Raw genomic sequence first — 24,286 nt, 5'->3', positions numbered from 1 at the left:
GGCTGAGCTGGAGGGGAGGCCAGCCAAAGCTCAAGGGGCGCCCTGTCCATCCTGCGGAGCGCCTGAGTTTCGCGTGACTAGGTCAGTGGCCTCAACGGGCCGTTTTGGGCGCTTGGGTGCCAAAGACGTCACGCGCAAATGCGGGAACTGCGATTTCGAAGACACGTCCCTAGAAACGCCGAGGTAGAGAGCCGGAAAAAGGGGAGGCTTAAGCGGGACTGTCCGCTTTAACCCTCCGGGCGGCCATGCCCTTGAACAAGGCCTTCAAGCCGTCCGTGTCCTTGAGTGAAACCCCCTGAGGCTGGGCCGTGGTGGTCATGGCCACCCTGACCGCCGCATCCAGGCGACGGATCAGCTTCACTTCCCAAGCTGTAAGATGGGCATGCGTTTGGCCCTGATAGGCCTCGATCTCGCGAAAGCTGATCGGTCCCATTGCCATGCCGACTTCGCGGGTTCCGGCGAGATCCACGAACGCCAGCCAGACGAAGCTTAGAGCCCCAGGCATAGGCGGGAAGGGCGGTTTCGCGCCCTTCCGGTGAACGGCCTCGGCGAAGCGGATCAGGTCTTCGGCGAGGCCTTCAAGAAATTCGAGCGGGTCGCGATGAACTTGTCGGTCTGGTCCCGAAGCCACTTCACGCCAGGGTTCTGATACAGCGCCACGGCGGTTTCGTGAGAGTGCTTGGCGGGGGTTTCGTCGTCGGTGCCGTCGATCCATCCCTTGGGGATATTGGACCAGTCCAGAGTGCACCGAGCCAGCGCCTCGCAGGCTTGCAGATCGGAGGCGGCGGGCGAGAACTTGCCGCCTTCCGACAGGTGCTCCATGGCGCGGGCGCGGGCGGCGTTCTCAGCCTTGATGAAGATGTCCGAGTCCTGACCGAGCAGGGTGATAGTGACGGGTTTGCCGTTCTGCCCCACCAGAGGCGTGCGTTCGGTTGGGTGCAGGACCGTCAGAACGCGGCCTTCATTGGCGGCTGCTGCGGTGTTCAGGGCGGCGAGCGACATGGTGATGTCCTTTCAAAAGGACGGTCAGGCGCGACCTGACCGTTAGAGTTTGGGGGAAACGATTAGGGGGTGGTGGTCGAGGGCACTTCGATGAAGACGTTGTTGCCCACCGCGTACGTGACCTTCGTCACGTCGTTGGCCCCGCCGACGTTCAGGCGTCCGCTCATCACGGGACCGCGGACATAGATGATCGTGTTCTTGTCACCGGCCTTAGCGGCGTCGGCCAGTTCGATCTTCAGGGCGTATTGCAGCTTGGTCTTGGACGCGGCTCGGAGAGCGAGCTGGCCGGGATCGAGCGGATCGCGGGCGCAGGTGACGGTCGTGGCGCCGTTATCGGTCGCGCCCTTCAGGTGCTGAACGTCTGCGCCGCCGAGCGGGGTGAACGTCACGTCCTGCGCCTGAGGTCCGATTTCGCCCAGGCTTTCGGCACTGTTGACGACGACATAGGTCAACGCCTTGAGTGCAGTTTCGGTCGCGGCGCTGGTTACGGGACCGATCGACACAATGGTGCCGGCCGAAGTGGTTTCTGCCATGGGAGGCTCCTTCAGTTGTGATGAAGCCGCGCCCATCTCGGCTAGGGCGTCTGGTCGCCTAAACGGCAGTCCAGAAGATCGTCACAGGCGTCTCGGTCGAGACATCGCCCATGATCGGAGAGGCCAGCACCGGCTCACGGTTCACGGTGATGCGGGTGGCTGGACCGAACAGTCGTGTGCCCTTGGCGAAGTGATCCATGACCTGCTTGGCGGCGCGGCGGTGCGCGACGACGCCTTTGCCCTTGGGCCAGACGATCATGATCTGGAGCAGGCCCTGGTCGATGCGGCCGGAGGCGAGGCCCTGCCATACGGGTTGATTGTCGAAGAGATCGACGCGGAGGTAGGGCAGTGGGTTCTTGGATGCGTCCACGGGAGGGACGAACTTCACATCCGGCATGGCGACCGGCAGTTTCGGCGTCCCGACGTTCAGCGCCTCACAGCGCGTCAGCAGCAGGTGGGCGACAATTGCGGGATCGGCCATGGGTCACCCTCCACGGGAAGCAACGGAGGCCTGAGCCTTGGCGCATTCAGCTTGGACGACGCCGACCCAGAGCTGAGCGGCGAGACCTACCCAGCGGTCGCCCGGCTGACCTCTGGCACCGTACTCGCGGGCGCGGGCATAGTTCGCGGTGTAGGCGACGATGATGGGGTCGGTGATCGCCGCGCCGCTGATCACCAAATTGATCGGTCCGGAGTCGTAGTAGAACTGGTCGATGCCTTCGGGCTTGAAGGTGACAGCAGGGATGGCGCCGGTCGTGGCGACCAGTGAGGCCCGGAGAAAGCCGGTGTCGACCCGGAGATTTCCCCCGGCCGCCCGCGTCGTCTGCATATACGAGACGATGGTTTGGGCGCTGCCCTTATAGACCGCCTCCTGACGCTGCTTGGTCTTGGCCACCCACTCGCTGACCGTTGCGGAGAACGAGCGTTGGGCCATGATGGATCACCTCTCAAAGCGTCGAGCTAATCTTGGGTTCGTGTTTGTTTGAGCGGGCTCCTCCCAATCAGGTGACCGTGGAGCGCCTATGTCTGGTGTTGTCTGTAAGGCTTGTCCGAACGCGGGGGCGCCGCGTTGCTCCGCCAGAGCGGCCCGAAGCTCCTCACGTACGATTTGGCGGATACGAGCTTCGTCCATGGTTCACCGGAGGTTTGCGTAGAAATCGATGCGATACTCGCAATCACAACGACATCCGACAATCTCCTCCGGTCCAGCGCCTAGGCTGGTGTCCATCGGGAAACGGAGCAGGGCGCCTGACGGGCTCTGGAAGGCCTCGTTGATCCTGACGCTCTCGGCGTTCAGGGCCTCGTGGGTGTGACGGACCCGGTTGTCGCCAGCGGAGCGCCAGACCTTCGTCACGGTGTTTTCTTCCAGCTTCCCGGCCTCAATGGCTTGGCGGTAGGCCTCGTGCTTGGCTTGCTGGAGCGCGGTCATCGCTTCGACCCGTCCGACGGTTTCGCCCCTCAGCTTCAGGAGGCGGCGCTCATAGGCGGTGACGGCTTTGGCGGCGATCTCAGGATCAACCGCTTTTCCTTCACGAATGGCCTTGGTTACCGATCGGTCGAAGCGTTTGTCTCTACGTGAGCGCGTCAGATATGCCCTGAGTCCTGCGGGGTCGGCGGAGGCGAGTTGGTCCCGAGCGGTGCGGACATAGGCTTCCTGAGGCGCTGAGAGGCCGAGGATGCCGCCTTCGCGCTTGCCGGTCACCCGGTTGATGCGTCCGACGATCTCAAGAGCGGCCTGACGCGGGTTCACGCCCCGCCGCATGGATTCCGTGAGCGCCGCCCTGACCGACTGGACCTGCTCCGTGGTGATCCGGGTGATCAGTTCCGACGAGTGGCGAGAGAGCCAGGCCTCGGCGGCGAGGTTTCGGCCATCGAACCGCACGACCAATGCGGCCCCGCTCGGCAGGCGCTTCGGCATGAACTCCGCTGTGACCCTGCCACCCTCGGAGTAGGCGTCTCTCAGCTTGTCAGCGATGCCGTTGAAGGCCTGCGGGTCGAGGTGCATGGCCTCAATGGCGCCCTCGATGTCTCCATTCGCCAGGGCCGCTGTGACCCGCTGGATTTCGACGCCTGACCTGATCGTGTCGAGCGCTTCGAAGAATGCATCGGCGACCTGTTGCCCATAGCGAGCCAGCAGGTCGGCATAGACCTGCCGGGTCGCACGGGTTCTGGCCATGGATCAGTCCTTGAGCAGTACTCTTGCGTGGGTGCCAGCGTCGGCCATGTGGTCGAGGTAGGCGTCAAGCAGGGCGTGGGCTTCTTCACGGATCGGCTGTTGGCGTTCCGCGCCGTCTCCGCGTAAAGCGCTGCCGTTCATGGCTGCGCCCTTGCTGATGATGTCCTGCAGAGTGGCGGTCGCCAGAATCATCGAGTTCTTCGTGCTCATCGCCTGACCTGCAGCTTCCACAACACCGTCGTGGTCGAAGGCCTCAGCACATCGACGTTGACGATGGTCAATGTGGACCCATCGGCGGTGACCAGCAAGTCGGAGGTTGTGGGCTCAATGCCCAGCGCGGGTTCAAGCAGGGCTTTCTGGTCCGTCGCCAGGATGCGCGTGCCGTCGATGTCCCGCGAGGAATAGGCGGTGATGACCATGATGGCTGGGTGGTCTGTGACGACCTCGGTGCCGCTTTCAGGGTCGAATGATGACCCACCCTCAGTGGTGGTGCGTCGGATCGCGCCGGTCGCGCCGAACTTCCGGAGCAGGCGCTCTGATGTCCTCGCCGCTTTGGCGTAGTCGAACGCGGTCATCCAACGGCCCACAAGCCAAGGCTGACGCCGGTCACGATGGGGCGAAGGAATGGAGCGAGCAGGCCCTCAACGGCGCTCAGCTTGATCGTGGCGTCTGCCGCAGCGTCGCCTGTGCCCTGGAAATACTCAGTTTCCAGCACGTCCACCTTCTCGCGCTTGATCGCGCCAGCCGATGACGCGGAGACGAACAGGGCACCGGGGTTCTGACCTTCAAACAGGGCGGCAGCGTATGCGGCCTTGTCGATGGCAGGGGGAATGACGTCAGAGGGGACGGCGACCTTCTGGACGACCGCCCCGGTGCGTGGCCATGCGCGCTCCTGGTTCAGCGGATCGGTGCGGTCACCGAGAAATCGGGCCTCATACAGCCCGTCGATGTAGTTGGACGCCCTGAGGCGAAGGATGGCGGGCAATGGGGCGGCAGCGGGCAGGGTGTGGCCGTTCTCGGTCAACCACGCCTGAAATGCTGCGTCTGTTCCATAGCCCGCCATCGGATCAGGCCTTGTCGAAAGCGGCTTTGGCGCTCGCCGTGGCGAACTCCAGCTTGTCGTCATCCGACAGGGTGTCAAAGCCGTCCAGATCAGCCTTGCGGACTGCCTTGCCAACCGGCTGGTCGGCGCCGTCGAAGATCGACCACCAACCCGGCGACTTCTCTTTGGCGGTGAACGGGCCGACAGGAGCGACGAACTCGGGTGGCGGCTGATCGTTTCCGGGCTTCTCGCCGCCCGAGATGACCTCGAAACGGCCTGCCCAAGGGTGCGGGGCGACCTCGGAGCCGTCCTCGTTCAGTTCGGGGTCGGCGATGTCGAATTCCTTGCCGGCCGCGATCTCTTGGCCCTTGCCGTCGAAGATGCCGCCGCCTGTGATCTTGATGCGCATGATGCGATCCTTCCTGTGGGAAGGGCTCCAGCCGAAGCCAGAGCCCGACCGTGTTAGTTGACGACGGTGGAGTAAAAGACCCCGCCCTTGCCGTTGAAGTCGGCGCGGATTTCCAGACCCAGCGCGCCCATGATCAGGAACTGGTAGTTGTCCGTGGGGTTCTGGCGGGCCTTCGCTGTGGTGTTGAGCGCCATGCCGACCAGGGGGCGGATGTACTCAGCGCTCGGCACGAAGCCGAAGAAGGCGTTGCCCGTCAGCTCGTAGGTCACCGAGATCTTGTTGATCCGGCGGTTCTTCGACAGGAAGTCGATGATCTTGCCTTCCTTCAGGCCGTCCGAGCCGGACAGCTGACGGTCCCAGGAGCGGGCGATCTCAGGCGAGATGTAGAGGTTGACCTTGCCGACGATCAGGTTGGCGTCGAGCATGGCTCCGAACGGGCCGGTGAAGAACGCGTCCAGTTGATCCGGCGTGGCGGTGACCAGATTGATGTTCGCGCCGCCAGCGCCCGAGCCGAGGTTGATCGCCTTGGACAGGGGGTGGTTTCGGATGCCGAACGCCTTGTAGCCCTTGACCGAGATCGTGGGGTCGCCGTCGAGGACGTAGAGCGCCTGATCGCGGCGGATCTTGGCGGTGTGGGCTTCCTGATCGTCCGACAGGGCGTCGAAGTTCTCGGACTGCAGGGTGTTCCACTCACGCCATTCGCGACCGTATGCGGTCGAGAAGATCGGAACCGGCGTGCCGCGATAGTCGTAGGTCACCTTGTCCAGTGCGACCGGAACCTGACCGCTCATGGAGCGGGTGACCGAACCAGCGTCCGAAGACACGCGGGTCAGGTGGACCAGCTTGCCGATATCGACAGCCTTGGCCAGCGGCATCAGGTCGCCCATCCAGGTCTGGCCTTCATCGGCGCGCATGACGCGGCGCGTGATGCCGTCCAGGTCCAGCCAGGCGTCGCGCGGCAGTACAGAGGCGGCGTTGGCCACCGCTGCGATGTCGTTTTCCTGTTTGTGGAACCAGTTGCGGTCGGTGTTGACGTCCTGCCACCATCCAGCATGAAGCTTGGAGTTGGCGACGAGCTGCTTGTCGAAATAGCGCATTGCCAATCCTCCTTAGGTGGCGGCGGTCAGGTAGCCCTTGGCCGCGCGAACGCGGACCAACTGGGCAGAGCCTGAAGTGTTGTTGAAGGCTTCTTCGGCCGTGGCGACGACCTGTTTGCCGCCAGCCGTGGCCAGGGCGACCGTGCCGTTAGCGCCGGGGACGAGAGCAGCGTCCCGAGCGACGTTCACGCCTGTGGCGACGCGGACGTTGAAGAACTGCTCATCCAGCAGCTCCAGCCCCAGAACGGTGTCGCCGATGGCGTAGGGCGTATCGACCCCTTCCATGGCGAGGTAGTTGTCCTGCGCCACGTAGACCTTGCCGACAGTCGTAGCGCCCGCAGGCGTGAACTGGCCGGCAGTGATGACGATCAGCTGGCCGGGGGTGATGGCGGCGGCGGCGGGGCGCTCGGCTACCTGAGGCGTGGCCTCGGTGTAGGGGCCAGCGAAGATCTTGTTGTAGCGAGCCATGATCAGTCACCTTCCGGGAGTTGGTATTCGGCCTTTGCGCCGGTCGGCTTGTAGGCGGCGTTCAGGGCGGCGGCTTTGCCGGGAGTGGCCTGAGGCGCCAGCTTGCGCAGGGCGTTCAGAGTCAGCTCCTTGGCGGTGTCCTCGTCGAGGAGGTTGGCGGCGACGACCTTGCCCACCAGATCGGTGTGCTCGGCGACGTCCTGCGCCTTCTGGTTCGCCACGGCTTGAGCGTGGGCGTCCGTCATGACCTTGATGGAGTTCACGACCTCGTTGTGAGAGGCAACCATGCTCGCATGGCTTTCCGAGAGGGCGTCAACCTTCGCGGACAGCGCGTCGAGCTGTTCTTTCGATACAGTCATTTCAGCGTCCTTATTGAGCTGTTCAGAGGGAGACCCCTCAAGGCCAAGCGCCTGGAGGAGAACGGTCTTCATTCGGTCGAGGAGGGGCGCGCGTTCACGCTTCTCCAAGGCCCGGGCGACGGATTCCAGCGCCCAATCGAGGTCGCGATCCGCCTCAGCCAAAGCCGAGTTGATCACCTCGATTTCTTCTTGCTCGCCCTGAGCATTGACCAGCATCCCGACGCCTTGCTCCGGCGTGGCCGCGCCCTGCTCATCGAGCATGATGGCGTCGTGGTCGAACTCCATGGAGCGTGCGATCTTGGAGTGCCCCGCCTGACCATTTGCGGCCTCAAGGCGGCAGAGCAGGCCTGTGGAGGTGTGGATCGGGCCGCCCTTCTCAATGGCGCTCAGAACGGACTTGCCACCCTCGGTGCGGTTGGCGACCTCTACGTCAATCACCTTATCCAGCAGCACGCGGCCGCCTTCCTGACGGACGTTTTCGTTCCAGGCGCCGATGTAGTGGGCGTTCAGTCCTTCGGGGTCGCGGGCGGACAGGAAACGGCCATTTAGGGTCGGGTGACCCAATGGTGCAGGAGTGCGCTCCAGGCCCTTGAACGACTTGGCAATTTCATCCGCTGGATAGAGGATGCCGTTCATGACCACGTCATCGGGCAGCGTTGCGCTGGGGACGATGATCAGGTCTCGACCGTTGCGCTGCTCGCGGCGGATTGTGGCCGCGTTGGCGACCGAGCGGATGTTCACCCTGACTTGCTTCAAGGCGGCCTCCTGAAATGTGGATGGTGCGGCTAGGCCGCGTCTGCCGGATCGGCCTTGGGGGCGGGCTTCGGTGCGCCGAGGGCGTCAGCCTCATCGTCATCTGAGGGCTCGTCACGGAACTTCTCAGCGTCGCTCAGCGGCTCCATGCCGACAACGCCGCGGATGTCGTCGCCGGTGAACACGACCTCATCACCCATCTTCTGGTTGATGTCGGCCATCTTGGAGGCGCGTTCGATCTTCTCGCCCATGGAAGCCTCAGTGAGGTCCGACCAATCGAGGTGCCAGTCCTTGGCGGGCAGGATGCCGAAGCGCTCCAGCCGGTTTACGAACGACATGATGGCCGGGATCGCCTGATTGGTGCGGCGCCCCATGTTGACCTTGGCCCATTCCTCGCTGTCCTCAGTCGAGGCGCGCTCTCCGGTTTGGGAGCCGACGAGGATTTTCAGCGGGATCAGCCAGGACGCAGCGAACGACTGAAGCGCGACGCCGAAGAAATGCTCAGGCGACGGCAGGGTGACCTGCACGGGCGTCGCCTTGATGCCCTGGAGCAGCAGCGACTTGTCGAAGCCCTTGTTGAAGCCCTCGACCTGCTCGTCGATCTTGTCGACCACTTCCGTGACCGGGACACTCATGGCCTGGGCCATGTTCTCGATCTTGGCGTCCTTGTCGATCTCCAGGCTGAGACCGGACTTGGCGTTCTTCCAGAAGCCTTCGCCGCCGCCGCCCCTGATCTTCTCCAGGTCGAGCAGGGCGTTGTAGCCGGGCTCAAGAGCTGAGCGACCGTTCAGCGTGCCGTCGCGCGACCAGATGATGACCCGGTCGGGGTGGATGCTGAACTGGCGGGGCTGCTTGGCGTCGCCGACCGCCGATTCCGCGAAGGCGTACATCTTCGGTTGACCGTAGGTGGGCGAGCGTTCGTCTTGGTCCCACTCGTTGACTGTGAGCTGGCCTTCCCATGCCGGGATGACCTCGACCAGACCGTCCAGACCACCCGGAACCCGGTCAACCGACTCCCGTAGCTGCTTGTTGTCGGCAAGGCGCAGGATCAGGCCGGAATAGCCGCCGACGAGGCCACGCCGGTCGCACTCGGCGAGATGTTGCCAGACGCGCAGATCGGCGAACCGTTGGCGGATGGCTGCTTCGCCCTTGGTTTCGCCCTGGTCGCCCTTCTCGGTCCCGTCCCGCTGGAACTCTTGGAGGAAGGGGTTGTCCTCCCAGGTCTTGCCGACCGTCTTCTCGACAGCGGCATGGGCCAGAGGGTTGCGGCAGTAGGCGTCGTAGGCCTCGTTGAACGTGATCTGGTCGGGATAGCCGAAGTCCGCCGCGTGGTTGTGCTTCTGGCTGCCGAACCCGAAGCCGGGGAACATGGCCTGCAGCGTGCGGACGGCGCGGTTCACGAGCATATGGCGGGCGCTCATCAGCGGTGCCTGCTCTTCAGGAACATGGCGACGGTGGAGCCAGCCTCGCGCTGGGCAAACGCCATCACGAACGCATCAGCCTTGTTCGGCGACGGAATGTCCCGCTTGGCCAGGTCCTTTTTGCTTTCAACCTTCACCTTGCCGCTCCCGTCGTAGTCGCGCCGTGGCGTCGAAAGCTCATCGATCAGGGTGTCGAGGTGATCGCAGTCGGGAGAGATCGAGATCAACTCGCCCTCGTCGAACTGCATGCCCCGGTTGACCGCGTTGAAGGTGTTGCGGAACCGGGCCGCCACTTCCCACCACGCCTGAGCCTTGAGGTTGAGGTAGAAGTCCGCATTGAGCGGGCTCTTCGGGTCCTTTGGGTCGATCCGAGCCTTGGGGTTCAGGATCGCGCCCGAGGCGTTGAACTTGTGATAGGCGACCTGCGCAGCCTTCTGTTCATTCAGGCTGGCGAAATGGGCGCCTGCAAAGGCCCCGACGCCGATGCTGTCGTAGTCGATCTCGGCACCGCTCTCGACGGCCTGGACGTGAACGCGAGACGCCGACTTGAGAAGTTCGTCCTCACCGGCCTTCCATTCATCGACCCGGACAGCTTCGATCCCGCATGCCTCGACCGTGGCGCATTTGTCATCGCCGCCGTCAGCAACGTCGAAACCGATGCGGCGCCGTCCCGACGCAGGCAGTCCAAGCACACTCCGCGCGTTGATCGCTGCCTGGATCCACGAGCGCTTGATGATGACCGCGTCGTCGTCTTCCCGAGGCTCGCCGAGGTAGGTGTGGCGATACTCTTCTTCGTCCTCCGCCTTTTTGGCTTCGATCACCTTCAGGATCGTAGGCGAGAGGAAGGGGTTGTCGGTGTAGTTGATCGTCCTGACGACGGTGTCAGGTGGCGTGTTCGTGACGAAGCGCCGATAAACGAAGTCCGTCACCAAGCGTGGGTTGAAGATGATCCAGAACTGCGAGCCGTCTTTCCGAACGGTCGGCTCAAGGATTTCCCACTGCGCCTTGGTGAGGTTGTGGGCCTCTTCGATCCAGCACACGTCGATGTTCTCGAGCGACTTGATCTCGTCGATGTGGCGCCACAGGCCGTAGAAGATGAACTCTGACCCGGTCGTGTTGTGGACGATCCGGTTGTTCAGGATCGTGAACTCGGCCTTCAGGCCAAAGCGTTCGATCTGGATCTTGAGGAGCGTGTAGACGCTCTCCTCGATCTTGTTCTGGAACTGGCGGGTGCAGAGGAACCGAACCCGATAGTTCGCCGCGAGGAAGATCGCGAACCCTGCTGCGTCCCAGCTCTTCGATGAAGACCGGCCGCCCTTCAGAACCCTGTTGCGGGCGGGTGTGCGCCAGAAATCCCGAAGCGCCGGGTTAAGCGTCGCTCTCGCCGCCATAGAAGTCGTTCAGCGTCTTGGGCGTTGTAACCCGGGCGTCGATCGATGACTTGTCGACGACGAGGCCATTCAGCTTCGCAGCGTCCATGAGGCTGGCTCGTGCGGCCTGAAGCATCGGAGCCTCCCGGCTTTTCTCAGCCTTGGTGGCGATGGCGAGCAGGCGTTCAGTGATACTGGCGACCGTGATCTCGGTGCGAGTTGCGGCGCGTTCCTGAAGCTCTGAGAGGCGCGCCTGCACCTTGTCATTACTTGTCAGGCGAGACGCGTTCGGCTCGCTGGGCTTGTAGCCAGCGTCAGCGTAGGCCTCGGCTTGGCTTTTGCCCTTGGCCAAGGCCTGAGCGAACCGCTCATGCTTGGGGTTGGAGAGAGCGGGCATCGGCCCTCCGTATTCTCACGGGACGGACCTTTCGACCCTGCCGGCCGGTCACGTCCGGCCGGTCCCGTTCAAGTCCGCTGTAGCGGGACGGCGACGCAGGATAGCCTCAGATCGGCGGGGCGGTTACCTCGGGCGACGCTCTCCCGTCCGACCTGCGATTGATAATCTTCCAAGGCGGTGAGAACCGCAATGCTACGCCGCCGACCCCGCGCTAGCATCTCGACTATGTGGATCGTGCAGCATTGTCTCGGCCGCCTTCATTTTTTTGTTTTCTCTCAGCAGCCAGATGCCGAGTGCCACGAACAGAAGGCCGACACCCACGATTGCGAACGCGGCACCAAAGATGATGAAGATTACGCCAAGTATCTCGTTTGCGCTGGCGGCGCAGCTGGCGGAGACGCCGCGTGTGTAGTTCATCAAAGCGTAGGCGTTGAACACGCCGCCCTTGCCGAACTCTCCGCAAACGGCAATCCGATCTCCGGTGGCCAAGATGATGGGTTCACGGGTTCGCATCTTGGCGCTGACGCCGCCCACGCTGAAGGCAATCTCGTTGGTGCTGGAGACGTGCTCGTGTCCTGAAACCATCAGTTCACGGTGCAACACCTCTGAAAAGCCGCTGATGATCTGCAACTGAAGCCCCCGCTTCTAGAAAAGAATTCTTGCTTCAGTTGCCGGGAGTTAAGGCTTGGTAAAATCTCCGCGCAAACCTGTGGTTGATAGGGTGACCTTGGTGATCCAGCCATTCCCGTAGTTCCGAACATGGTCAGCGGGCTCCCAGTCAACCGCAATGACAAGGTTTTTAACTGCCACAATCACCGATTGATGATTGGGTTGGTTTCCGCACGTGCGGGGATTGTGGAGGAAAGAATGTTCAAGAAGCTCTTTATAGCAGCGTTGACTGCCGCCGCTTTTGTTGTGCCGACGACCGTGGCCAATGCGCAGTTTGATCCAAACTATCCGCCCCCCGGAACGCCTGGTGTCTACCGTTGGTATTCAACCTACGAGCACACCAACGAGACCGGTTATCGCATTGTAGAATGTGATGGGACCGTTCGCGGGCCATATGGCCAGAGGACGCTTCATCAAACGTTCCAGCCCTTTACCTGCTAGGCTGGTTCACGAAAAAGGCCCCGGGCGACGCCTGGGGCCTTCCAGCTATTCGTCAGCCGAAGCTTAGTGGATCACACCGCCATCATCAGGGCTGCAGTAGCCTATTGGATTGGACACGACGTACTGCGTCACCGTTCCCCACTGTTGGAAGCCGGGATCATTTGGCGAGCAAGCCTGCCGGGCATATCCAACGACGGTCGAATGATTTGCATCCGAGTAGTAGGTGAACTCGTAGATCCGGAAGGAGCTCTGACCGGCAGCCGCTGCGGGTTGAGCGGGCGCGGTAGCTGCTACTGCAACGGCAGCAGCAAGAATGGATAGAGAAGACAAACCTACGGCAATTCGCTTGGCGTTGAACAAATCATCCTCCTGAGCCCTCTGATTGGGGCAACTGAGGATCGTCTTGTCTACACGCTGGAGTCAACGCAGGGAGATGGTTGCCCGATTGACGGAATGTCGCAGGTTGGCGTGTGCGTCGGGCACGAAAAAGCCCCGGAGCGCAAAACTCCGAGGCTTTCATTTGCCGAATTATTGGCTGGTTCGGATTCGCCGTCAAGCAGCTTTGTTGCGTGCGGCGTGAACAGAGGTCGCGGTCTTGATGCGCTCATCAACGTCAAGCTGACGTAGCCAGAACCCGATGCGGTTTACAGCAGCGATGTCCAAGCCGTCGCACCTGGCGCCTGCCTGCATATTGTACGCAACTTCGTCGAGAATGGTGGCCGCCTGTTCCCAGTGCATGGGCGTTTGGCGCAATACGATCTTCTCAAGATCGTCAGTGTCTGGGGCTTCTTCCTCTGGAAGAAGTCTCGCTTGTCCTAGCAGCTTCACAGCTTGGTCAAAGCCGATCTTACGCGCCATCTTTCCCTCCATAGGCTGGCACGTTGAGGCTGCGCTTGCTCGGTTAACTGGTTCTGAATTCTGATTACGTAGAAATACGGGGTCTCGCCGTATTTCGCTGAGTAAGAATGCCGCACTCACTCGGTCAGAAAAAAGAGGAAGAGCGGCCCGGCCTCATGTTTGGAGGGAAGACGGGCCGCCCCTAGCGCCGCAGCCAATGAAGGTTCGGCACTCACCCCACGCCCCCTAAAGTTGCGCGGCGAAACCGTTAGAGAGTTTTGCGATACAGTAAAGCTTGATTGCGAATAATTATCGTCCTGAACTGTAAATTATTGCTACGTCTGCGAACCTTGCTGCTTGTTGAGGGCGTGCTACGCCAGACTCAGGCGGATGCGACTACGTGACTGGACTACATAGTTCCGACTGAGAAGGTTGGCGCGGCTTCTGCAGCCAATCGGCACATCACCTTGACGCATCTGGAGGGTTTCAACGCCTCGAATAACCAGACGTCATTTCGCTGAGGGTGCCGTTGCGTTAGCTTTCAGTCGGGCGCCCTTGTGATCAAGCGTTTCAGTGGGAGTGCGGCATGGCCGAGATGGCGGAAGATAAGGAAGTCACGACTCGAATTGCGGAGAATATAAACAGTCGTCGAGCTGAGCTTGGTTTGAGCCAGGCCCAGCTTGGCGACGCCCTGCGGGTCTCATTCCAGCAAGTGCAGAAATACCTTGTAGGCAAGAACCGGGTGCCCTCCGACAAAATGCCTGCTCTAGCCAAGGTGCTACGGTGCAGCATTGGAGAGCTTTACGGCACCGAAGAGACCACGGTCATTGGCGCTGAGCGGTTGCTCAGGGCGTGGGGTGATCTTCCAGCCAGTCAGCGCGAGGCGATTACCGATCTCGTGGAGGCATTGGCTGCGCAGGAGCATCCTTCATAGGCACGCTTCGGTCTGCCGCGAAGTTTGGCCGCAGGTCGGATTATCAGTCTGGGCCGTTCCTACTCAGAATGTGAGGGAAGGATCGGGCAGATGATCGACTTCAATGACCCGGATATTGTCGAGTGGGACTGCGCTTTAGCTGCTCTGTGCGCCGCTCATGAAGGCTTCCGCCAGAGTCTGGACGAGCCATCCAGAACACAGGCCCGCGCTACGCTCGCAGTGGCTCGTGAGAGGTATGACGCTTCGCTGGAGAAGTTGGCTTGATCAAGGGGCGACCTGGGTCGAGCAAGGGGAGCGTCTCGGGCGCAGATCCTTGCTCATGCCGCCTTCCTCCGTGGGCCATAGATCTCCTGGATCAAGTCCAGGCCGTCGATCAACAGCTCGCGCTTTCTCTCCCATGACGACGTGAAGTTCCCGGCGCGGCGCTGGAGAACCCATTGGGGCCAACTGTCGAGTAGCACTACGTCGTTGACCTCGTTGCGCTGGGCCACGGTCAGGATACGGTTGGCCTCACGGTAGCGGTCCATCGCGCGGGCCTGACCGGCGTGCTGGTCATTCGCGGCAGGCGGCGTGCGGCTCATGGCGCTATCCCATACGGCGGCGATGTCCTTGTCGGGCATGGTGGCGAAAGACTGGTCGCGGGTGTCGACGCCTTCTGGGGCTGAAAGGTCGCGCTGGGTCGGTACGGTCGGACCGCACAGGGCTGCCGATCGATGGTCCTGACGATAGCGCGCGGCGGTGCGGTGCTGGTCCTCCGTGATCCAGCGATTGGCCAGCATCACGTCGATGGGGTTCGTCGCCATGGTGATGTCTCCGCATAGGGCCTTGCGGCGGACGATGACCTCGGGGTTCGGACCAGCGGGGCGAAGCTCTCCTGAGGGATAGCGTGCGCCTTCCTTGCGTGGGCGGCCGCCCTTGGAGCGGATCTTGGGCTTGCCGTTCTTTATGCGGGCTTTGCTCATGCTGCGGCCTTCTGGGTTTCGATCTGTTCCAAAGCCTCAATCACCATGCGTCCGATGTTGTAGGCGTAGGTCCGAGGGTCGGTGTAGCGCTTGGTCTTTTCGAGGAACTGCCCGGGCGTCGGGGCGTACTTGGCCTCGCTCCGGCGCCAGTCCCGCGCAGCCGCCTGCAGGATGTCCAGCGGGATGCCCTCCAGGTCGTCGTACCAGTCGTCGAGGCGGTTCTCCTCGATGTGGTTCGGCAGGTCTGGCCGCAAGTAGTGGGCAAACAGCCGGTCAAGAACTGCTGCGGCCTCAGGCAGCGTGGCGGGGCGAACCGAAGGCTCCAGCTCCGCCACCAGCTGGCGCAGGTCCGGAAGGTGGTTCGTCGAAAGCACTCCAGCCTTGATCTTGTCTCGGTAGAGCCCCCCGGCGAGCAAGCACTGCAAGAGCGGCTGATTGACCACGCTCGGCACGGGAAGGCGCGGCGTTGGAAGGGCGGGGGCGGTGATCGTTTGCAGGGCGGTCATGGTGATCTCGGCGGGGTATGGGGGCGTCGTCGTTCCAGCTGCCTCGGTTCAGCCAGGTGGTCGGGTGGGGGATGAATTCCGGATCGTCCCAGCCGGGGAGGGCTCTGCGCAGGCCGTCGAGGATCGTTGAAATCGGGTCTGGACCGTCTGCCCGCGCCAGCGCCTTGGTGAACGCCTTGGCCGCCGCGTCCTTGCCGACTTTCCGGGGGTAGGCAGTCCAGAACTCGACGAAGGCCTTGGCGTGGTCAGCCTTCGAAACGGCCTTCTCGCGCGGGGTAGATATATCTCCCCGTGGATGGGTGGGTTGTTGGGGGGTGTGGGGGGAAGAAGGGAGGGAAGGAGTATCGTCAGAAGCGTCATTTCTGACGCTTTCTGACGCTTTCTGACGCTTTCGCTCTTCGTATCGAGCTTGGCGTAGCGCTCCCTTTGACCGGCGTGGGCCGGATTCAGCCATCACTGCCTCATGCTCACGCGCAGCGATCATGGCGACGTCCAGGGCTAGTCCGGCGTCGAGAAGTCGCTGCAAGTAAGCGATGGCGCTCATGCTGCGGCCTCGAACAGGGCGGGTGATCCAGCAGCCTGCGCCTTCAGCGCCTCAAGGTGACGCTCAGCGTCAATGATCCGTGCGCGCAGGTATAGGTCCGCTGACGTTGGCCGATAAAAGTGGGCCAGGATGTCGGCGACATCGGATTCAAATCCGTGGGCGTCAGCCATCAACTCCGACACCTTGCTCACTGCGTGAAGCACAGTCGTGTGGTCGCGCCCCCCAAGAAGGCGTCCTATGGCTGGAAAGCTCAGATGCGGGCAGACGCACCGCATCACATAGCAAGCGATCTGGCGTGGCCGAGCCAGACGCCTTGCCCGACTGGTTCCCTTCAGGTCGCCAACGCTCAGATCGTAGAATTCCGCCACATAGGCTATGACTTCCTGACCAGTGACCCTCATTGCGCCCTCGCTCGTAGCGGGACGTTCCAGGCGGCAAGGCAGGCCTCTACGTCGTCCAGTGACCGACACAGGGCGAACTGACCACCAGCGGCGATCAGGGCTTCGCGGAAGGCGATTTGATCCGGCGACAGGCGACCAGTGGGGGCTTTCAGTTCGATGGCGCCCAAAACACCGCCCGGCAGGCATAGGATGATGTCAGGCCAGCCCCGTTTGAGGCCCATGTCCTTCAGCTTGCGGCCCACGATAGCATTGCGGTCTTCCCCAGCCGGGAAGTGCGACCACAGAAGGTCTGGGCAAGCGACGCCAAGGAAGCGGGCGACGGCAAATTGCAGGCGGGCTTCAGGACCGGCACTCACGTTGCGGCCTCCGGCGTCATCAGGACGCGCACGTCGATCTCGCAGCGGCCCAGGTAGCGGGCGATCATCGACGGCGTAGCGCGCTGCCCGATGGCTTCTTGTGCCTGCCAGATGTCGTTCATGGACACGCCGCCGCGACGGCTGGTGGCGTACTGGCCAGCGCCGGGGTGTCCGCTGTTGGTGGCGCGGGTCATGCTGGACGCTCCGCGCGATTACCGCGGATCACGACGGCGTCGCCCTCGTTCAGGATTTTGTCCGTGAACAGGGGGAGCGTGTGGCCTTTGACGAAGCAGCGGGGCTTGCCGTCACGCCCGATGTAGGCCTGCTGAACGGTGTGGGTCTGAGGACGGGCCATGAGCGAGCCCTCAGAATGGAATATCGTCGTTCAGGTCATAGCTGTCCTGACGACTGGTCGATTGGTGAGATTGGGTGTCGTCGGCGCGATCGGCGCCCTCAGGCTTGCCGCCCAGCATCGTCAGTTCGCCCTTGAAGCGGCTGACCACGATCTCGGTCGAGTACTTCTCGACGCCCTGTTGATCGGTCCATTTGCGGGTCTGAAGCGCGCCCTCGATATAGACGGTCGAGCCCTTCTTCACATAGTTCTCGACGACCTTGACGATGTTGTCGTTGAACACGACGACACGGTGCCATTCGGTCTTTTCCTTGCGCTCGCCCGAGGACTTGTCGCGCCAGGTTTCCGAGGTCGCAATCGACAGGTTGGCGATGCGGTCGCCGTTCGGCATGGAGCGGATTTCCGGATCGCGGCCCAGATTGCCGACCAGAATGACCTTGTTGACTGATCCAGCCATGGTCAGATCTCCCCAAGGGCGGAGAGGTACAGGTCAGTGATGGATTCCTCTTCCTGACGCTTGGCCTTGTCCTGCTTGCGGATGCGGATGACTTTGCGCAGCACCTTCACGTCGTAGCCTTCACCCTTGGCTTCGGCGAAGACCTCCTTGATGTCGTTCTGGACGGCGGCCTTATCCTCTTCCAAGCGCTCGACACGCTCGATGATGCTGCGCAGGCGACCTTGGGCGGCAGAGTTCAGGACGTCAGGTCCAGCATCGAAATTAGCGTCGTCAGCCATGTTCAGGCTCCGTGTGGGGTTGGAAGGTGTGCGGGCTTGGGATGAGCGGCGGCTTCGGCGGCCATCAACTCAGTGTTCGCAGCCCGAAGGTTTGCCGCTGCGATTGACATTCGGCGGGTGTCTTGGCGGCGCTGGGCGGCTTTGTGCTCGGTGTGAGCCGCCTCGAAAGCGGCCTTGGCGCGAGTGACGCGGTTGCGGGAGCGGAAGCCGAACATCACGCAGCCTCCCGGTCGATTTCGAAAGTGATGTCGTAGGGTGAGTGGGCGACACGCTTGACGCGACCGTCGCCTATCAGTTCTGCCAGCCGCCTCTCGACGGTGCGCCTGTTCCAGTTCAGCAAGTCCGCCAACTGGGGTATGCGGCGGGGACCTTCGGCCAGATGGGTTAGGACCTGACAGCGACCGCTTTCGCGGTAGTTCACCACCTGCGGAATAGGGGCCACTTCATCCGGCGCAAGGTCTGCCAGGATTCCCCAAGCCAGCCGCTTAGCTTCCGACTCGGTCAGCGGCCTTGGCGGAAGAGTTAGTGAGACCAGCCCATCAGCCAGCAGCCGGTGACCAGCTACCGATTTTACGGCCCGGTCGTCGCCTATGCGAAAGACGTGCTGCCCCTGATTGGTGGGCGTCTGGCATAGCGCGCCCATCACGCAGCCCCTTTGTTGATCAGGGTGGAGCGCACGTCGTCAGCTTCGGCGTGGACGATCAGGACCAGCTTGAGGATGCGGGCCTGATCGATCTGTGAGATCGGGCCGTCGCCAGCTCGGGCCTTGGCCTCACGCACGACGCGCTGCAGTTCCGCCGACGCCTCGGTGACTTGGCTGGCCTCGGTGTTCAGGCAATCGCCGGGCGTGGCGAAGTCGTGGCTCCAGACACTCAGCAGGGCCGACTTCTCGTCCGGTCCCGCTACCTTCATGAAGCGGTGGAGCGGGATGGTCGTGGTGGCGTAGGCGTCGTTGCCTTCGTTGACGTAGCTGGACCAGCGGCCCTGAGAGACGCCAGCAGCTGCAGCGGCCTTGGCGCTTCCGCCCATACGATCTTCAATCTGTCGGGTCAGGGATTTGACGAACGCGGCGCTCACAGTGTTCTCCGTTTGATCTGGTTTCGTTATTTGCTGACCGCTCGTCTGTTCGGGCCTACTCAGGCAGCGTTCAGAGGCGGAGGTTCTGTGGGTTGCGTTGGAAAGTTGACGACGGCGAACGCGCCGTGGTGCGCCATGGCGAGCCGGTCGTATTCACGAGCGGCGTCCTCAGGGGTGTCGTAAATGGCGGTCCGGTGAACGAAGCCGTCCACCGACAACGACGCGCGGAAGCGCCGCTTGACCGGATGGACGCCCCGGAATCCTGTCGGATTGACGTACTCACGGTTCACCGCATTGCCAGACCGCGTCGCAATCCGAAGATTCACTCGTCGATTATCGAGAGGATTGCGGTTTATGTGATCGACGATCTCACCCGCTTTTGCGCCGATAATTTCACGGTGCATGTAGATCATGCGTTTGCGGCCACCGCCGCCGGTGGATCGAACGGCGCAGATATGCGGCTTAGAGGCTGGAGTGCGCCTTACCACCTTTGCTTGCCAGCGGTAGGTTGCCAGGCAGCCGTAGTCAGCGGCATCAACGACAACCTCGTAGCCCTTCGTGAGCGGAATTGTCCGGGTGTCAGTCATTGTTTAGGCGGCCTCGGGCGGTTCTGGGGTGAGCGGAGCCCTGTCGTTGGCGGGAAGGGGTGTGGCCGGGCGCAGGACGCTCGGGTGAAGGGCGCGGGCCAGTTCCTGGCGCAACACCTCCCGAAGCTCGTCGAGTTCATCCGGGGTCAGCATGTGAGGGTGTCCCGCCGAGAGGATCGGTGGAGGGGGAGGGGCCATCCTCCCGGCGAGACGGTCACGCCAGACTGTACGCGGCGTGATTTCGGAGCCTGGGCCATCTATGCGGCCTCGGCGGATGGGGGTGACGGGTCGTTCGCGATCTTGCGAAGTTCACCACAGATGGATGCGGCGGGGACGGCGCCATTGCTCCAGCGCTCGATCTTCAGCGCCAAACGTAGCGACGCGTCACGGCGTCCATTTTCGATTTCGCTCAGCCAGCTCTTGCTAGATGGGGCGAGGTCAAGCCTGATGGCCAGCGCCTCAAGCGACAGTCCGAGCGACTTACGGTGTTGAGCGAGGGTCATGACGTATATTCACCTCAGGTGAACATTCGGTCAAGCAAAGATTTTCACTTAGGGCTTACAGACGTCTCAAGCGCGTGTTCGCATGATGTGAACATGGCCGCACCCGAGACGCCTCTTTGGTATTTGCAGGAATGGTTCGCCGTCGCGGGCAAGAAGCAGCGCGATCTGGTGACTGGACTGGACTGGCTTCCCGCCAAGGCGAACAAGGTCTGGCATGGCGTTCAGGAGCCGAAGTCGTCGGAGATCCACGAGATCGCTGCCTTCATCAACATAGCGCCTCATGAGCTTCTAATGCCCCCAGAGGAGGCGATGAAGCTTCGTCGACTCAAGAGCGTGTTGAACGAGGTTGTTGCGCCAGCGGCCATTCATGTCGCGGAAGCGGTGGCTCCCCCCACAGCAAAGCCGTCGCGTCGTAAGGCGAGTTAATCTGCCGAATGGCTGAGCGTCACTCTTTCTGAATGTCCTTCAGGTCGACCGTCTTGCCAAAATCAGGATGTGTCGGAAAGCCGCTTCGTGTGGCATGCGTTGGTGGAGCCTTGGCCAAGGTCTGACGCTTCGCCTCCTCAATCGCGATCTGACGACGGATAGCTAAGCTTCGGCGAAGTATTGCTGGTATTTGGCTACTGCGGACCAAAATTAGCCCAGTCGCGGCGGCCACAAATCCTTGGCCAGTTCGCTCCAAAATCACAGAAACTAGTGGTGGCCCCAAAAAGGCCGGCGTAGGGATCGCAAGGGCAATCAGGGCCATGACTACCAAGGCCGTTGTACCGAAAATCAAAAAGAGGGCATCGACCGCCGCTTCCAGCTCATCGCCCAGTTGCCCTAGCGCATGGACCGACCGCCCCTGCGCCGTCATGCTACCAAGAATCAATGAGATTGATGGCAGAATGCTTGCTGCCATCAATCCTAGGAACGTGACCAAGAAACGACCAGGATCGCCGTTAAACGTGCCTGACGGCAGAGCGACCCCCAATGCGAGGCCAACTAAAATTGCCAGCGCGTCTGTTATTCGAAGGCGCAATCGATCTTTCCAGCGACAGACCAGTCCCTAAGGGCGTTCACAATCTGTTCCATAGCACTGGTGGGATTTAGAAGCGACCCGTCGGTCTCCACTTGGCGCTGCGTTGACAGCTTAACAATGCCGCCTTTTTCGCTTCCTTCGCCACGCAGCCCAAGGTCTGCTGCGTCAATATTGCGTAAAGCCTCATTGATGGTGGCGCGACTGATGGGTTTTTTGCGGTTCTTCTTCTCCTTAATTAGCACCTTGAAGAAGCCCTCAATCCACCCATCATCTGGCACTTCGGCCCTCAGGCTTTCAATGGCTTCGGGTGCCCACTTCAAAGTGCGCAGCACGTCAAAAACCGTTGCGCCCTCTTCACGCGCCCTAGCCGCCTCCCGCTCTATTATCTGTGTCGCGCGGTCGGTGCTTGGGGTTCCGTCGCCTTTGTTGGGGACGGCAGCGACGGTGATCTCGGACGATTCAGACAGCTCTTTCCCGTCTCCACTTAGGAATTTGCTTGTTAGGATGACTGCCTGCCCCGGTTCGAGCTCTTCGGACTGCTGCAAAAGGGCCGTCAGGTATCGCTCAAGCGTTCGCCCTCGGACTTGCTGGCCTTCAATAAGGCCTACGTGATTGCCGACGATGGCAAAATAGAGGGCGCCCTTGAGCACCCGTGCGGTCTCGCCGACATTCAGGTTTTGGACGACGAATTCGTTTGTGTCGTCATCGAGTGACTGCAGGACGGCGTGAACGTCTGAACCTTCCTGCAAGTGAATGACCTGTCCGGACAGAATTGGTCCGTCCCAGGTTGTCGGATCTGATAGTTTGTTCAGAATTACGAAGCTGTTGTCCTGATCAATATCAATGATCCGCAACTTTGCATTCTCAGCGACGACTTTACCGCCTCGCCCTTGTCGGCGCAGGACGTCTACAAGCATGTTCTTGAGCTCGACGCCCTCCCACAGCCCTTCCGTTTTCAGTTGGCGATACTGAATTGTGACCTTCTTTGGCATCAAGCCCTCCCAAGCGTAGCTTTGACTATCCAAGGTTGGGTCGAAGAGTCGAGTCTGGTTGTGTTGCCTTGGCTCTTTATGCCCCCGCTCCGGCACCTCAAAGGTGAACAACAGCTTTGACTAGGCGGCCTCTGTCTCTGGCGGAACCTCCCCAACCGTAGCTAGAAGCTCGACCTCACTCCAGATGTCGCCGTCTTCGCGGCATTCGATCTTGAAAAAGACCATGCCGTCCACGCGCGGCATCATGGCCTTTCCGCGCCGGAAGGCTGTGTTCTCGTCCAAGCATTCAACGATATCGCGTGGCTCCAACTCGCCCTTTCGGCGGCGGAACGGAGCTACGCAGTATCGAGGCTGTTTCTTCATATCCCGCCCATTCGTTAACGGCCCACTGATTCCGTGGCGAACCGACGTTGTCCAGAACGTCGGCGTCAGGATCGGTCGTGTATTCACCACAGGTGAACTTTTCACTTGACGTGAACATTCATCTCAGGTGAATATTCCTCCACGCCCAAGGAGGGACTGATGCAGACCGCCGCCACAGATCGCCAGACCGCCTACCAAGCCGCTCTCCGCGGTCTTGCCGAACAGATTGCTCTTCAACGCCAGCTAGTCGCCAAGACCGCTGCTCCGCTGGGGGCGCGCTGATGCAAACCCAAGACGAAATCGACCAGAAGATCGGCGCAACGATCCGCCGTCTGCGCGGCGAGCGCGGAGCAAGCCAGGCGCAGGTCGCGTCGGCAGCTGGCGTGACCTTTCAGCAGGTTCAGAAGTACGAGCGGGGCGTCAATCGCGTCGCCATCTCGACGCTGGTTCCCATGTGCAAGGCGCTGGGATGCTCCCCGGTGGAGTTTCTCGCGGAGGCGATGGGCGACCTGTCGACTGGCAACCCACCGGGTTCGGATGAACTCCAAAGGCTGTACGCCGCACTGCACCCCGCTCAACGCGCCGTCCTGCTGCAAGTCGCTGGCGCGATGGTCTCGCCGAGCTTTCAGGCGGTGGCGTGATGCAGGCCCAATCCAACACCCCCAGCGCCTACGTCGCCGTCAAGTTTGACGATTACGTACTCCGCACGACCGACAACTTCGGTCGCCGCCAGTTTCGCTCCGTCCGACCGGTTGCCGTCTTCGGCGGCTGGCTGGTGATGGAAGTCTCCGAAACCCGCACCAATGACGGCTGGGAAAACGAGTACGACCAGACTGATGATCTGACCGTCTATGCGAGCGAAGACGCTTGCTGGGCCGCGATCCGTGGCGAGCCGACCATCACGCAGGTGGCGGCATGATCCCGGCTGCTGAAAATGGTCCGGCGCTTTGGGATGCCATGATGGCGCCTGTCGTAGCCGCCTTCGGCACTGGCGTGGTCATCGCTGGCGGCGCGGTGCGCGACCATCTCTTGGACGTAGACGCCAAGGACATCGACATCTTCGTGGATGTTCGCAGCGCATACGAGCTGGAGTCAGAGATCGTCGCCTTGGCGGCGGCGGGCTTTGAAATCTCGCTGATGGATCATACTGAATACGAGGACGCGCCTGATTGGGTGAATGCTGTCCAGGGTGTTCTTGACGGCACGTTCCGGGGCTTTCCGGTCCAGATTATCGCCCGCCCCAGCGTCGGCCCATTCACGGGCGAACAACTGGTCAGCAACTTCGACCTGGCAATCACACAGTGCTGGTTCGACGGAGAGGTCCATGACACGCCGGTGGCGGCGAAGGATCGCGCCGACCGAACCGTTACGATCACGCGCTGGAACTCACCCGAACATGTGGCGGTGACCTACGCCCGGTTCGAGCGCTTCAACGCCCGGCAAAAGCCACCCTTCGTGCTGATCGATGCTCGACCTGTATTTCGGCTGAGCGTCTTCGAGGACGCAGCATGAACCGCGCCCAATGCATCAACACCCTCAAAGAGGGTGCGACCATGTCGGCAATCGACGCGGCCATTGAGGAAATCCGCAAGGAGCAGCAGCTCTGGGGCCATCTCAACCACCCTGAGGAAGACGCCTTCACCCGTGAAATCCTCGGGACGTTGATCGAGCTTCAGGTCCGCTCTGTCGAACGCGCCGTCCGTCTTGGCGAGGCCATGAACTGCCGCCTCCGCGCAACGAACGACGACGGCTTTTCCCCTGACAACAATCCATCGGGTTCGGCCCTGGCTGTTCCGGTGAGCATGGAAGCTGCAGCATGACCTGTTCCTGCATCATAGAGATGGACAAGCTTCTCGAACCGCACAACGGGGTTGTCGTCGCGACCCTAGGCTTGTTCGGCAACCCCTCTCGCGTCGCCATTGAAACCGCGAAAGCAGACCTCAAGAAGCGCGGTAAGCCGCCTCGGGTCGTCGCGACCT

The 24,286-nt window shown here is 61.7% G+C and carries 44 protein-coding genes and 1 pseudogene; 9 read left to right on the top strand and 36 right to left on the bottom strand.

The genetic code is table 11. From position 1 onward, the window contains the following. Window positions 1-208: 208 nt before the first annotated feature. The 17 genes from QZ281_RS01620 to QZ281_RS01540 all read right to left on the bottom strand — a co-directional run bounded on the left by QZ281_RS01620 (window position 209) and on the right by QZ281_RS01540 (window position 11,657). Window positions 209-469, bottom strand: coding sequence for a hypothetical protein (locus QZ281_RS01620; RefSeq protein WP_292223924.1), 261 nt, complete (start codon window positions 467-469; stop codon window positions 209-211). 89 nt (window positions 470-558) lie between these two features. After that, entirely contained in the window at window positions 559-1,002 is a 444-nt protein-coding gene (locus QZ281_RS01615; protein WP_292223921.1) for a hypothetical protein, read from the bottom strand. A 62-nt stretch (window positions 1,003-1,064) separates the two neighbouring features. Beyond that, a complete protein-coding gene (locus QZ281_RS01610; protein WP_292223918.1) occupies window positions 1,065-1,535 on the bottom strand; it encodes a hypothetical protein in 471 nt (156 codons plus the stop codon). Window positions 1,536-1,593: 58 nt separating this feature from the next. After that, on the bottom strand, window positions 1,594-2,016 hold the full coding sequence (locus QZ281_RS01605) for a phage tail terminator-like protein (protein ID WP_292223917.1): 423 nt from the start codon (window positions 2,014-2,016) through the stop codon (window positions 1,594-1,596). Between the two features lie 3 nt (window positions 2,017-2,019). Next, complete coding sequence (locus tag QZ281_RS01600) at window positions 2,020-2,469, bottom strand: hypothetical protein (RefSeq protein ID WP_292223915.1); 450 nt, start codon at window positions 2,467-2,469, stop codon at window positions 2,020-2,022. Window positions 2,470-2,670: 201 nt separating this feature from the next. Further along, window positions 2,671-3,711, bottom strand: a complete 1,041-nt coding sequence (locus tag QZ281_RS01595) for a phage minor head protein (protein WP_292223913.1) — start codon at window positions 3,709-3,711, stop codon at window positions 2,671-2,673. 3 nt (window positions 3,712-3,714) lie between these two features. Then, window positions 3,715-3,921, bottom strand: a complete 207-nt coding sequence (locus QZ281_RS01590; protein ID WP_292223911.1) for a hypothetical protein — start codon at window positions 3,919-3,921, stop codon at window positions 3,715-3,717. Beyond that, complete coding sequence (locus tag QZ281_RS01585; RefSeq protein ID WP_292223910.1) at window positions 3,918-4,286, bottom strand: hypothetical protein; 369 nt, start codon at window positions 4,284-4,286, stop codon at window positions 3,918-3,920. The genes QZ281_RS01590 and QZ281_RS01585 overlap by 4 nt, the downstream gene beginning before the upstream one ends. Then, entirely contained in the window at window positions 4,283-4,774 is a 492-nt protein-coding gene (locus tag QZ281_RS01580) for a DnaT-like ssDNA-binding protein (RefSeq protein WP_292223908.1), read from the bottom strand. The genes QZ281_RS01585 and QZ281_RS01580 overlap by 4 nt, the downstream gene beginning before the upstream one ends. 4 nt (window positions 4,775-4,778) lie before the next feature. After that, window positions 4,779-5,162 (bottom strand): hypothetical protein, encoded by a 384-nt coding sequence (locus QZ281_RS01575; protein WP_292223906.1) that lies wholly within the window; start codon window positions 5,160-5,162, stop codon window positions 4,779-4,781. A gap of 53 nt (window positions 5,163-5,215) precedes the next feature. Next, window positions 5,216-6,259: a major capsid protein gene (locus QZ281_RS01570; protein ID WP_292223903.1), complete on the bottom strand. Its 1,044-nt coding sequence runs from the start codon at window positions 6,257-6,259 to the stop codon at window positions 5,216-5,218. Window positions 6,260-6,271: 12 nt separating this feature from the next. Further along, window positions 6,272-6,727, bottom strand: a complete 456-nt coding sequence (locus QZ281_RS01565; RefSeq protein WP_292223899.1) for a hypothetical protein — start codon at window positions 6,725-6,727, stop codon at window positions 6,272-6,274. Between the two features lie 2 nt (window positions 6,728-6,729). After that, window positions 6,730-7,827, bottom strand: coding sequence for a hypothetical protein (locus QZ281_RS01560; RefSeq protein WP_292223898.1), 1,098 nt, complete (start codon window positions 7,825-7,827; stop codon window positions 6,730-6,732). A 44-nt stretch (window positions 7,828-7,871) separates the two neighbouring features. Further along, a complete protein-coding gene (locus QZ281_RS01555) occupies window positions 7,872-9,260 on the bottom strand; it encodes a phage portal protein (protein WP_292223895.1) in 1,389 nt (462 codons plus the stop codon). Continuing rightward, complete coding sequence (locus QZ281_RS01550; RefSeq protein ID WP_292223892.1) at window positions 9,260-10,651, bottom strand: PBSX family phage terminase large subunit; 1,392 nt, start codon at window positions 10,649-10,651, stop codon at window positions 9,260-9,262. The genes QZ281_RS01555 and QZ281_RS01550 overlap by 1 nt, the downstream gene beginning before the upstream one ends. Next, a complete protein-coding gene (locus tag QZ281_RS01545) occupies window positions 10,629-11,027 on the bottom strand; it encodes a terminase small subunit (protein ID WP_292223889.1) in 399 nt (132 codons plus the stop codon). Before QZ281_RS01545 ends, QZ281_RS01550 begins: the two co-directional genes overlap by 23 nt. Before the next feature lie 192 nt (window positions 11,028-11,219). After that, the gene (locus tag QZ281_RS01540; RefSeq protein WP_292223886.1) at window positions 11,220-11,657 is read right to left on the bottom strand and encodes a hypothetical protein; all 438 of its coding nucleotides are present in this window, start codon (window positions 11,655-11,657) and stop codon (window positions 11,220-11,222) included. Window positions 11,658-11,894: 237 nt separating this feature from the next. Here QZ281_RS01540 and QZ281_RS01535 point away from each other — a divergent pair, with 237 nt between their 5' ends. Next, window positions 11,895-12,137: a hypothetical protein gene (locus QZ281_RS01535; RefSeq protein WP_292223884.1), complete on the top strand. Its 243-nt coding sequence runs from the start codon at window positions 11,895-11,897 to the stop codon at window positions 12,135-12,137. 63 nt (window positions 12,138-12,200) lie between these two features. Here QZ281_RS01535 and QZ281_RS01530 read toward each other — a convergent pair whose 3' ends face one another. Continuing rightward, a complete protein-coding gene (locus tag QZ281_RS01530; RefSeq protein ID WP_292223881.1) occupies window positions 12,201-12,497 on the bottom strand; it encodes a DUF6289 family protein in 297 nt (98 codons plus the stop codon). A 192-nt stretch (window positions 12,498-12,689) separates the two neighbouring features. After that, window positions 12,690-12,995, bottom strand: coding sequence for a hypothetical protein (locus tag QZ281_RS01525; protein WP_292223880.1), 306 nt, complete (start codon window positions 12,993-12,995; stop codon window positions 12,690-12,692). 565 nt (window positions 12,996-13,560) lie between these two features. Between QZ281_RS01525 and QZ281_RS01520 the strand changes: the two genes are divergently transcribed. Both QZ281_RS01520 and QZ281_RS01515 read left to right on the top strand, forming a co-directional pair. Further along, window positions 13,561-13,908 (top strand): helix-turn-helix transcriptional regulator, encoded by a 348-nt coding sequence (locus QZ281_RS01520; protein ID WP_292223877.1) that lies wholly within the window; start codon window positions 13,561-13,563, stop codon window positions 13,906-13,908. A 90-nt stretch (window positions 13,909-13,998) separates the two neighbouring features. Further along, window positions 13,999-14,172 (top strand): hypothetical protein, encoded by a 174-nt coding sequence (locus QZ281_RS01515; protein WP_292223874.1) that lies wholly within the window; start codon window positions 13,999-14,001, stop codon window positions 14,170-14,172. A gap of 53 nt (window positions 14,173-14,225) precedes the next feature. Here the strand turns inward: QZ281_RS01515 and QZ281_RS01510 are convergent, their stop codons facing one another. The 14 genes and pseudogenes from QZ281_RS01510 to QZ281_RS01445 all read right to left on the bottom strand — a co-directional run bounded on the left by QZ281_RS01510 (window position 14,226) and on the right by QZ281_RS01445 (window position 19,931). Then, window positions 14,226-14,870 (bottom strand): hypothetical protein, encoded by a 645-nt coding sequence (locus QZ281_RS01510; protein WP_292223872.1) that lies wholly within the window; start codon window positions 14,868-14,870, stop codon window positions 14,226-14,228. Then, window positions 14,867-15,376 carry a hypothetical protein gene (locus tag QZ281_RS01505; RefSeq protein ID WP_292223870.1) on the bottom strand — a complete coding sequence of 170 codons (510 nt, stop codon included), beginning with the start codon at window positions 15,374-15,376 and terminating at the stop codon, window positions 14,867-14,869. The genes QZ281_RS01510 and QZ281_RS01505 overlap by 4 nt, the downstream gene beginning before the upstream one ends. Before the next feature lie 540 nt (window positions 15,377-15,916). Then, window positions 15,917-16,090, bottom strand: a complete 174-nt coding sequence (locus QZ281_RS01500; RefSeq protein WP_292224061.1) for a hypothetical protein — start codon at window positions 16,088-16,090, stop codon at window positions 15,917-15,919. 21 nt (window positions 16,091-16,111) lie between these two features. Beyond that, window positions 16,112-16,321 (bottom strand): annotated as a pseudogene (locus QZ281_RS01495) (helix-turn-helix domain-containing protein); the annotation flags it as partial. Further along, entirely contained in the window at window positions 16,318-16,677 is a 360-nt protein-coding gene (locus tag QZ281_RS01490; RefSeq protein WP_292223868.1) for a VRR-NUC domain-containing protein, read from the bottom strand. The pseudogene QZ281_RS01495 and the gene QZ281_RS01490, both read right to left, overlap by 4 nt. Further along, window positions 16,674-16,871, bottom strand: a complete 198-nt coding sequence (locus QZ281_RS01485; RefSeq protein WP_292223867.1) for a hypothetical protein — start codon at window positions 16,869-16,871, stop codon at window positions 16,674-16,676. Before QZ281_RS01485 ends, QZ281_RS01490 begins: the two co-directional genes overlap by 4 nt. Further along, window positions 16,868-17,032: a hypothetical protein gene (locus tag QZ281_RS01480; protein WP_292223865.1), complete on the bottom strand. Its 165-nt coding sequence runs from the start codon at window positions 17,030-17,032 to the stop codon at window positions 16,868-16,870. The genes QZ281_RS01485 and QZ281_RS01480 overlap by 4 nt, the downstream gene beginning before the upstream one ends. Window positions 17,033-17,042: 10 nt before the next feature. Further along, on the bottom strand, window positions 17,043-17,486 hold the full coding sequence (gene ssb / locus QZ281_RS01475; protein WP_292223863.1) for a single-stranded DNA-binding protein: 444 nt from the start codon (window positions 17,484-17,486) through the stop codon (window positions 17,043-17,045). 2 nt (window positions 17,487-17,488) lie between these two features. Beyond that, window positions 17,489-17,764 carry a DUF2312 domain-containing protein gene (locus tag QZ281_RS01470; protein ID WP_292223861.1) on the bottom strand — a complete coding sequence of 92 codons (276 nt, stop codon included), beginning with the start codon at window positions 17,762-17,764 and terminating at the stop codon, window positions 17,489-17,491. Window positions 17,765-17,978: 214 nt separating this feature from the next. Beyond that, window positions 17,979-18,407 carry a hypothetical protein gene (locus QZ281_RS01465; RefSeq protein ID WP_292223858.1) on the bottom strand — a complete coding sequence of 143 codons (429 nt, stop codon included), beginning with the start codon at window positions 18,405-18,407 and terminating at the stop codon, window positions 17,979-17,981. Next, the gene (locus tag QZ281_RS01460) at window positions 18,407-18,841 is read right to left on the bottom strand and encodes a hypothetical protein (protein ID WP_292223856.1); all 435 of its coding nucleotides are present in this window, start codon (window positions 18,839-18,841) and stop codon (window positions 18,407-18,409) included. Before QZ281_RS01460 ends, QZ281_RS01465 begins: the two co-directional genes overlap by 1 nt. 59 nt (window positions 18,842-18,900) lie before the next feature. After that, on the bottom strand, window positions 18,901-19,428 hold the full coding sequence (locus QZ281_RS01455) for an HNH endonuclease (protein ID WP_292223854.1): 528 nt from the start codon (window positions 19,426-19,428) through the stop codon (window positions 18,901-18,903). Window positions 19,429-19,431: 3 nt separating this feature from the next. Then, window positions 19,432-19,581, bottom strand: a complete 150-nt coding sequence (locus QZ281_RS01450; protein WP_292223851.1) for a hypothetical protein — start codon at window positions 19,579-19,581, stop codon at window positions 19,432-19,434. A gap of 104 nt (window positions 19,582-19,685) precedes the next feature. Further along, window positions 19,686-19,931 (bottom strand): helix-turn-helix transcriptional regulator, encoded by a 246-nt coding sequence (locus QZ281_RS01445; RefSeq protein WP_292223849.1) that lies wholly within the window; start codon window positions 19,929-19,931, stop codon window positions 19,686-19,688. A gap of 93 nt (window positions 19,932-20,024) precedes the next feature. Here QZ281_RS01445 and QZ281_RS01440 point away from each other — a divergent pair, with 93 nt between their 5' ends. After that, window positions 20,025-20,357, top strand: coding sequence for a hypothetical protein (locus QZ281_RS01440; protein ID WP_292223846.1), 333 nt, complete (start codon window positions 20,025-20,027; stop codon window positions 20,355-20,357). Window positions 20,358-20,376: 19 nt separating this feature from the next. Here QZ281_RS01440 and QZ281_RS01435 read toward each other — a convergent pair whose 3' ends face one another. The 3 genes from QZ281_RS01435 to QZ281_RS01425 all read right to left on the bottom strand — a co-directional run bounded on the left by QZ281_RS01435 (window position 20,377) and on the right by QZ281_RS01425 (window position 22,190). Next, complete coding sequence (locus tag QZ281_RS01435) at window positions 20,377-20,832, bottom strand: hypothetical protein (RefSeq protein WP_292223844.1); 456 nt, start codon at window positions 20,830-20,832, stop codon at window positions 20,377-20,379. Between the two features lie 104 nt (window positions 20,833-20,936). Next, window positions 20,937-21,944: a hypothetical protein gene (locus QZ281_RS01430; RefSeq protein WP_292223841.1), complete on the bottom strand. Its 1,008-nt coding sequence runs from the start codon at window positions 21,942-21,944 to the stop codon at window positions 20,937-20,939. Between the two features lie 120 nt (window positions 21,945-22,064). Next, complete coding sequence (locus QZ281_RS01425; RefSeq protein WP_292223838.1) at window positions 22,065-22,190, bottom strand: hypothetical protein; 126 nt, start codon at window positions 22,188-22,190, stop codon at window positions 22,065-22,067. Between the two features lie 276 nt (window positions 22,191-22,466). On the opposite strand from QZ281_RS01425, the gene QZ281_RS01420 reads away from it, so the two are divergent. From QZ281_RS01420 to QZ281_RS01400, 5 genes are read left to right on the top strand one after another with little or no spacing between them, the layout of a single operon-like run. Continuing rightward, window positions 22,467-22,589, top strand: a complete 123-nt coding sequence (locus QZ281_RS01420) for a hypothetical protein (protein ID WP_292223835.1) — start codon at window positions 22,467-22,469, stop codon at window positions 22,587-22,589. After that, complete coding sequence (locus QZ281_RS01415; RefSeq protein ID WP_292223831.1) at window positions 22,589-22,948, top strand: helix-turn-helix transcriptional regulator; 360 nt, start codon at window positions 22,589-22,591, stop codon at window positions 22,946-22,948. Before QZ281_RS01420 ends, QZ281_RS01415 begins: the two co-directional genes overlap by 1 nt. Further along, complete coding sequence (locus QZ281_RS01410) at window positions 22,948-23,226, top strand: hypothetical protein (protein ID WP_292223828.1); 279 nt, start codon at window positions 22,948-22,950, stop codon at window positions 23,224-23,226. The genes QZ281_RS01415 and QZ281_RS01410 overlap by 1 nt, the downstream gene beginning before the upstream one ends. Beyond that, complete coding sequence (locus QZ281_RS01405; RefSeq protein ID WP_292223825.1) at window positions 23,223-23,819, top strand: hypothetical protein; 597 nt, start codon at window positions 23,223-23,225, stop codon at window positions 23,817-23,819. The genes QZ281_RS01410 and QZ281_RS01405 overlap by 4 nt, the downstream gene beginning before the upstream one ends. Continuing rightward, window positions 23,816-24,127 carry a hypothetical protein gene (locus tag QZ281_RS01400; RefSeq protein ID WP_292223823.1) on the top strand — a complete coding sequence of 104 codons (312 nt, stop codon included), beginning with the start codon at window positions 23,816-23,818 and terminating at the stop codon, window positions 24,125-24,127. Before QZ281_RS01405 ends, QZ281_RS01400 begins: the two co-directional genes overlap by 4 nt. Window positions 24,128-24,286 lie beyond the last annotated feature (159 nt).

Origin of the sequence: Brevundimonas sp. (assembly GCF_018608325.1) — a bacterium.
In the GTDB taxonomy this organism is placed as follows: Bacteria; Pseudomonadota; Alphaproteobacteria; order Caulobacterales; family Caulobacteraceae; genus Brevundimonas.
The sequence above is the reverse complement of the archived record's forward strand: the minus strand, read 5'-3'. Positions and strand labels throughout refer to the sequence as shown.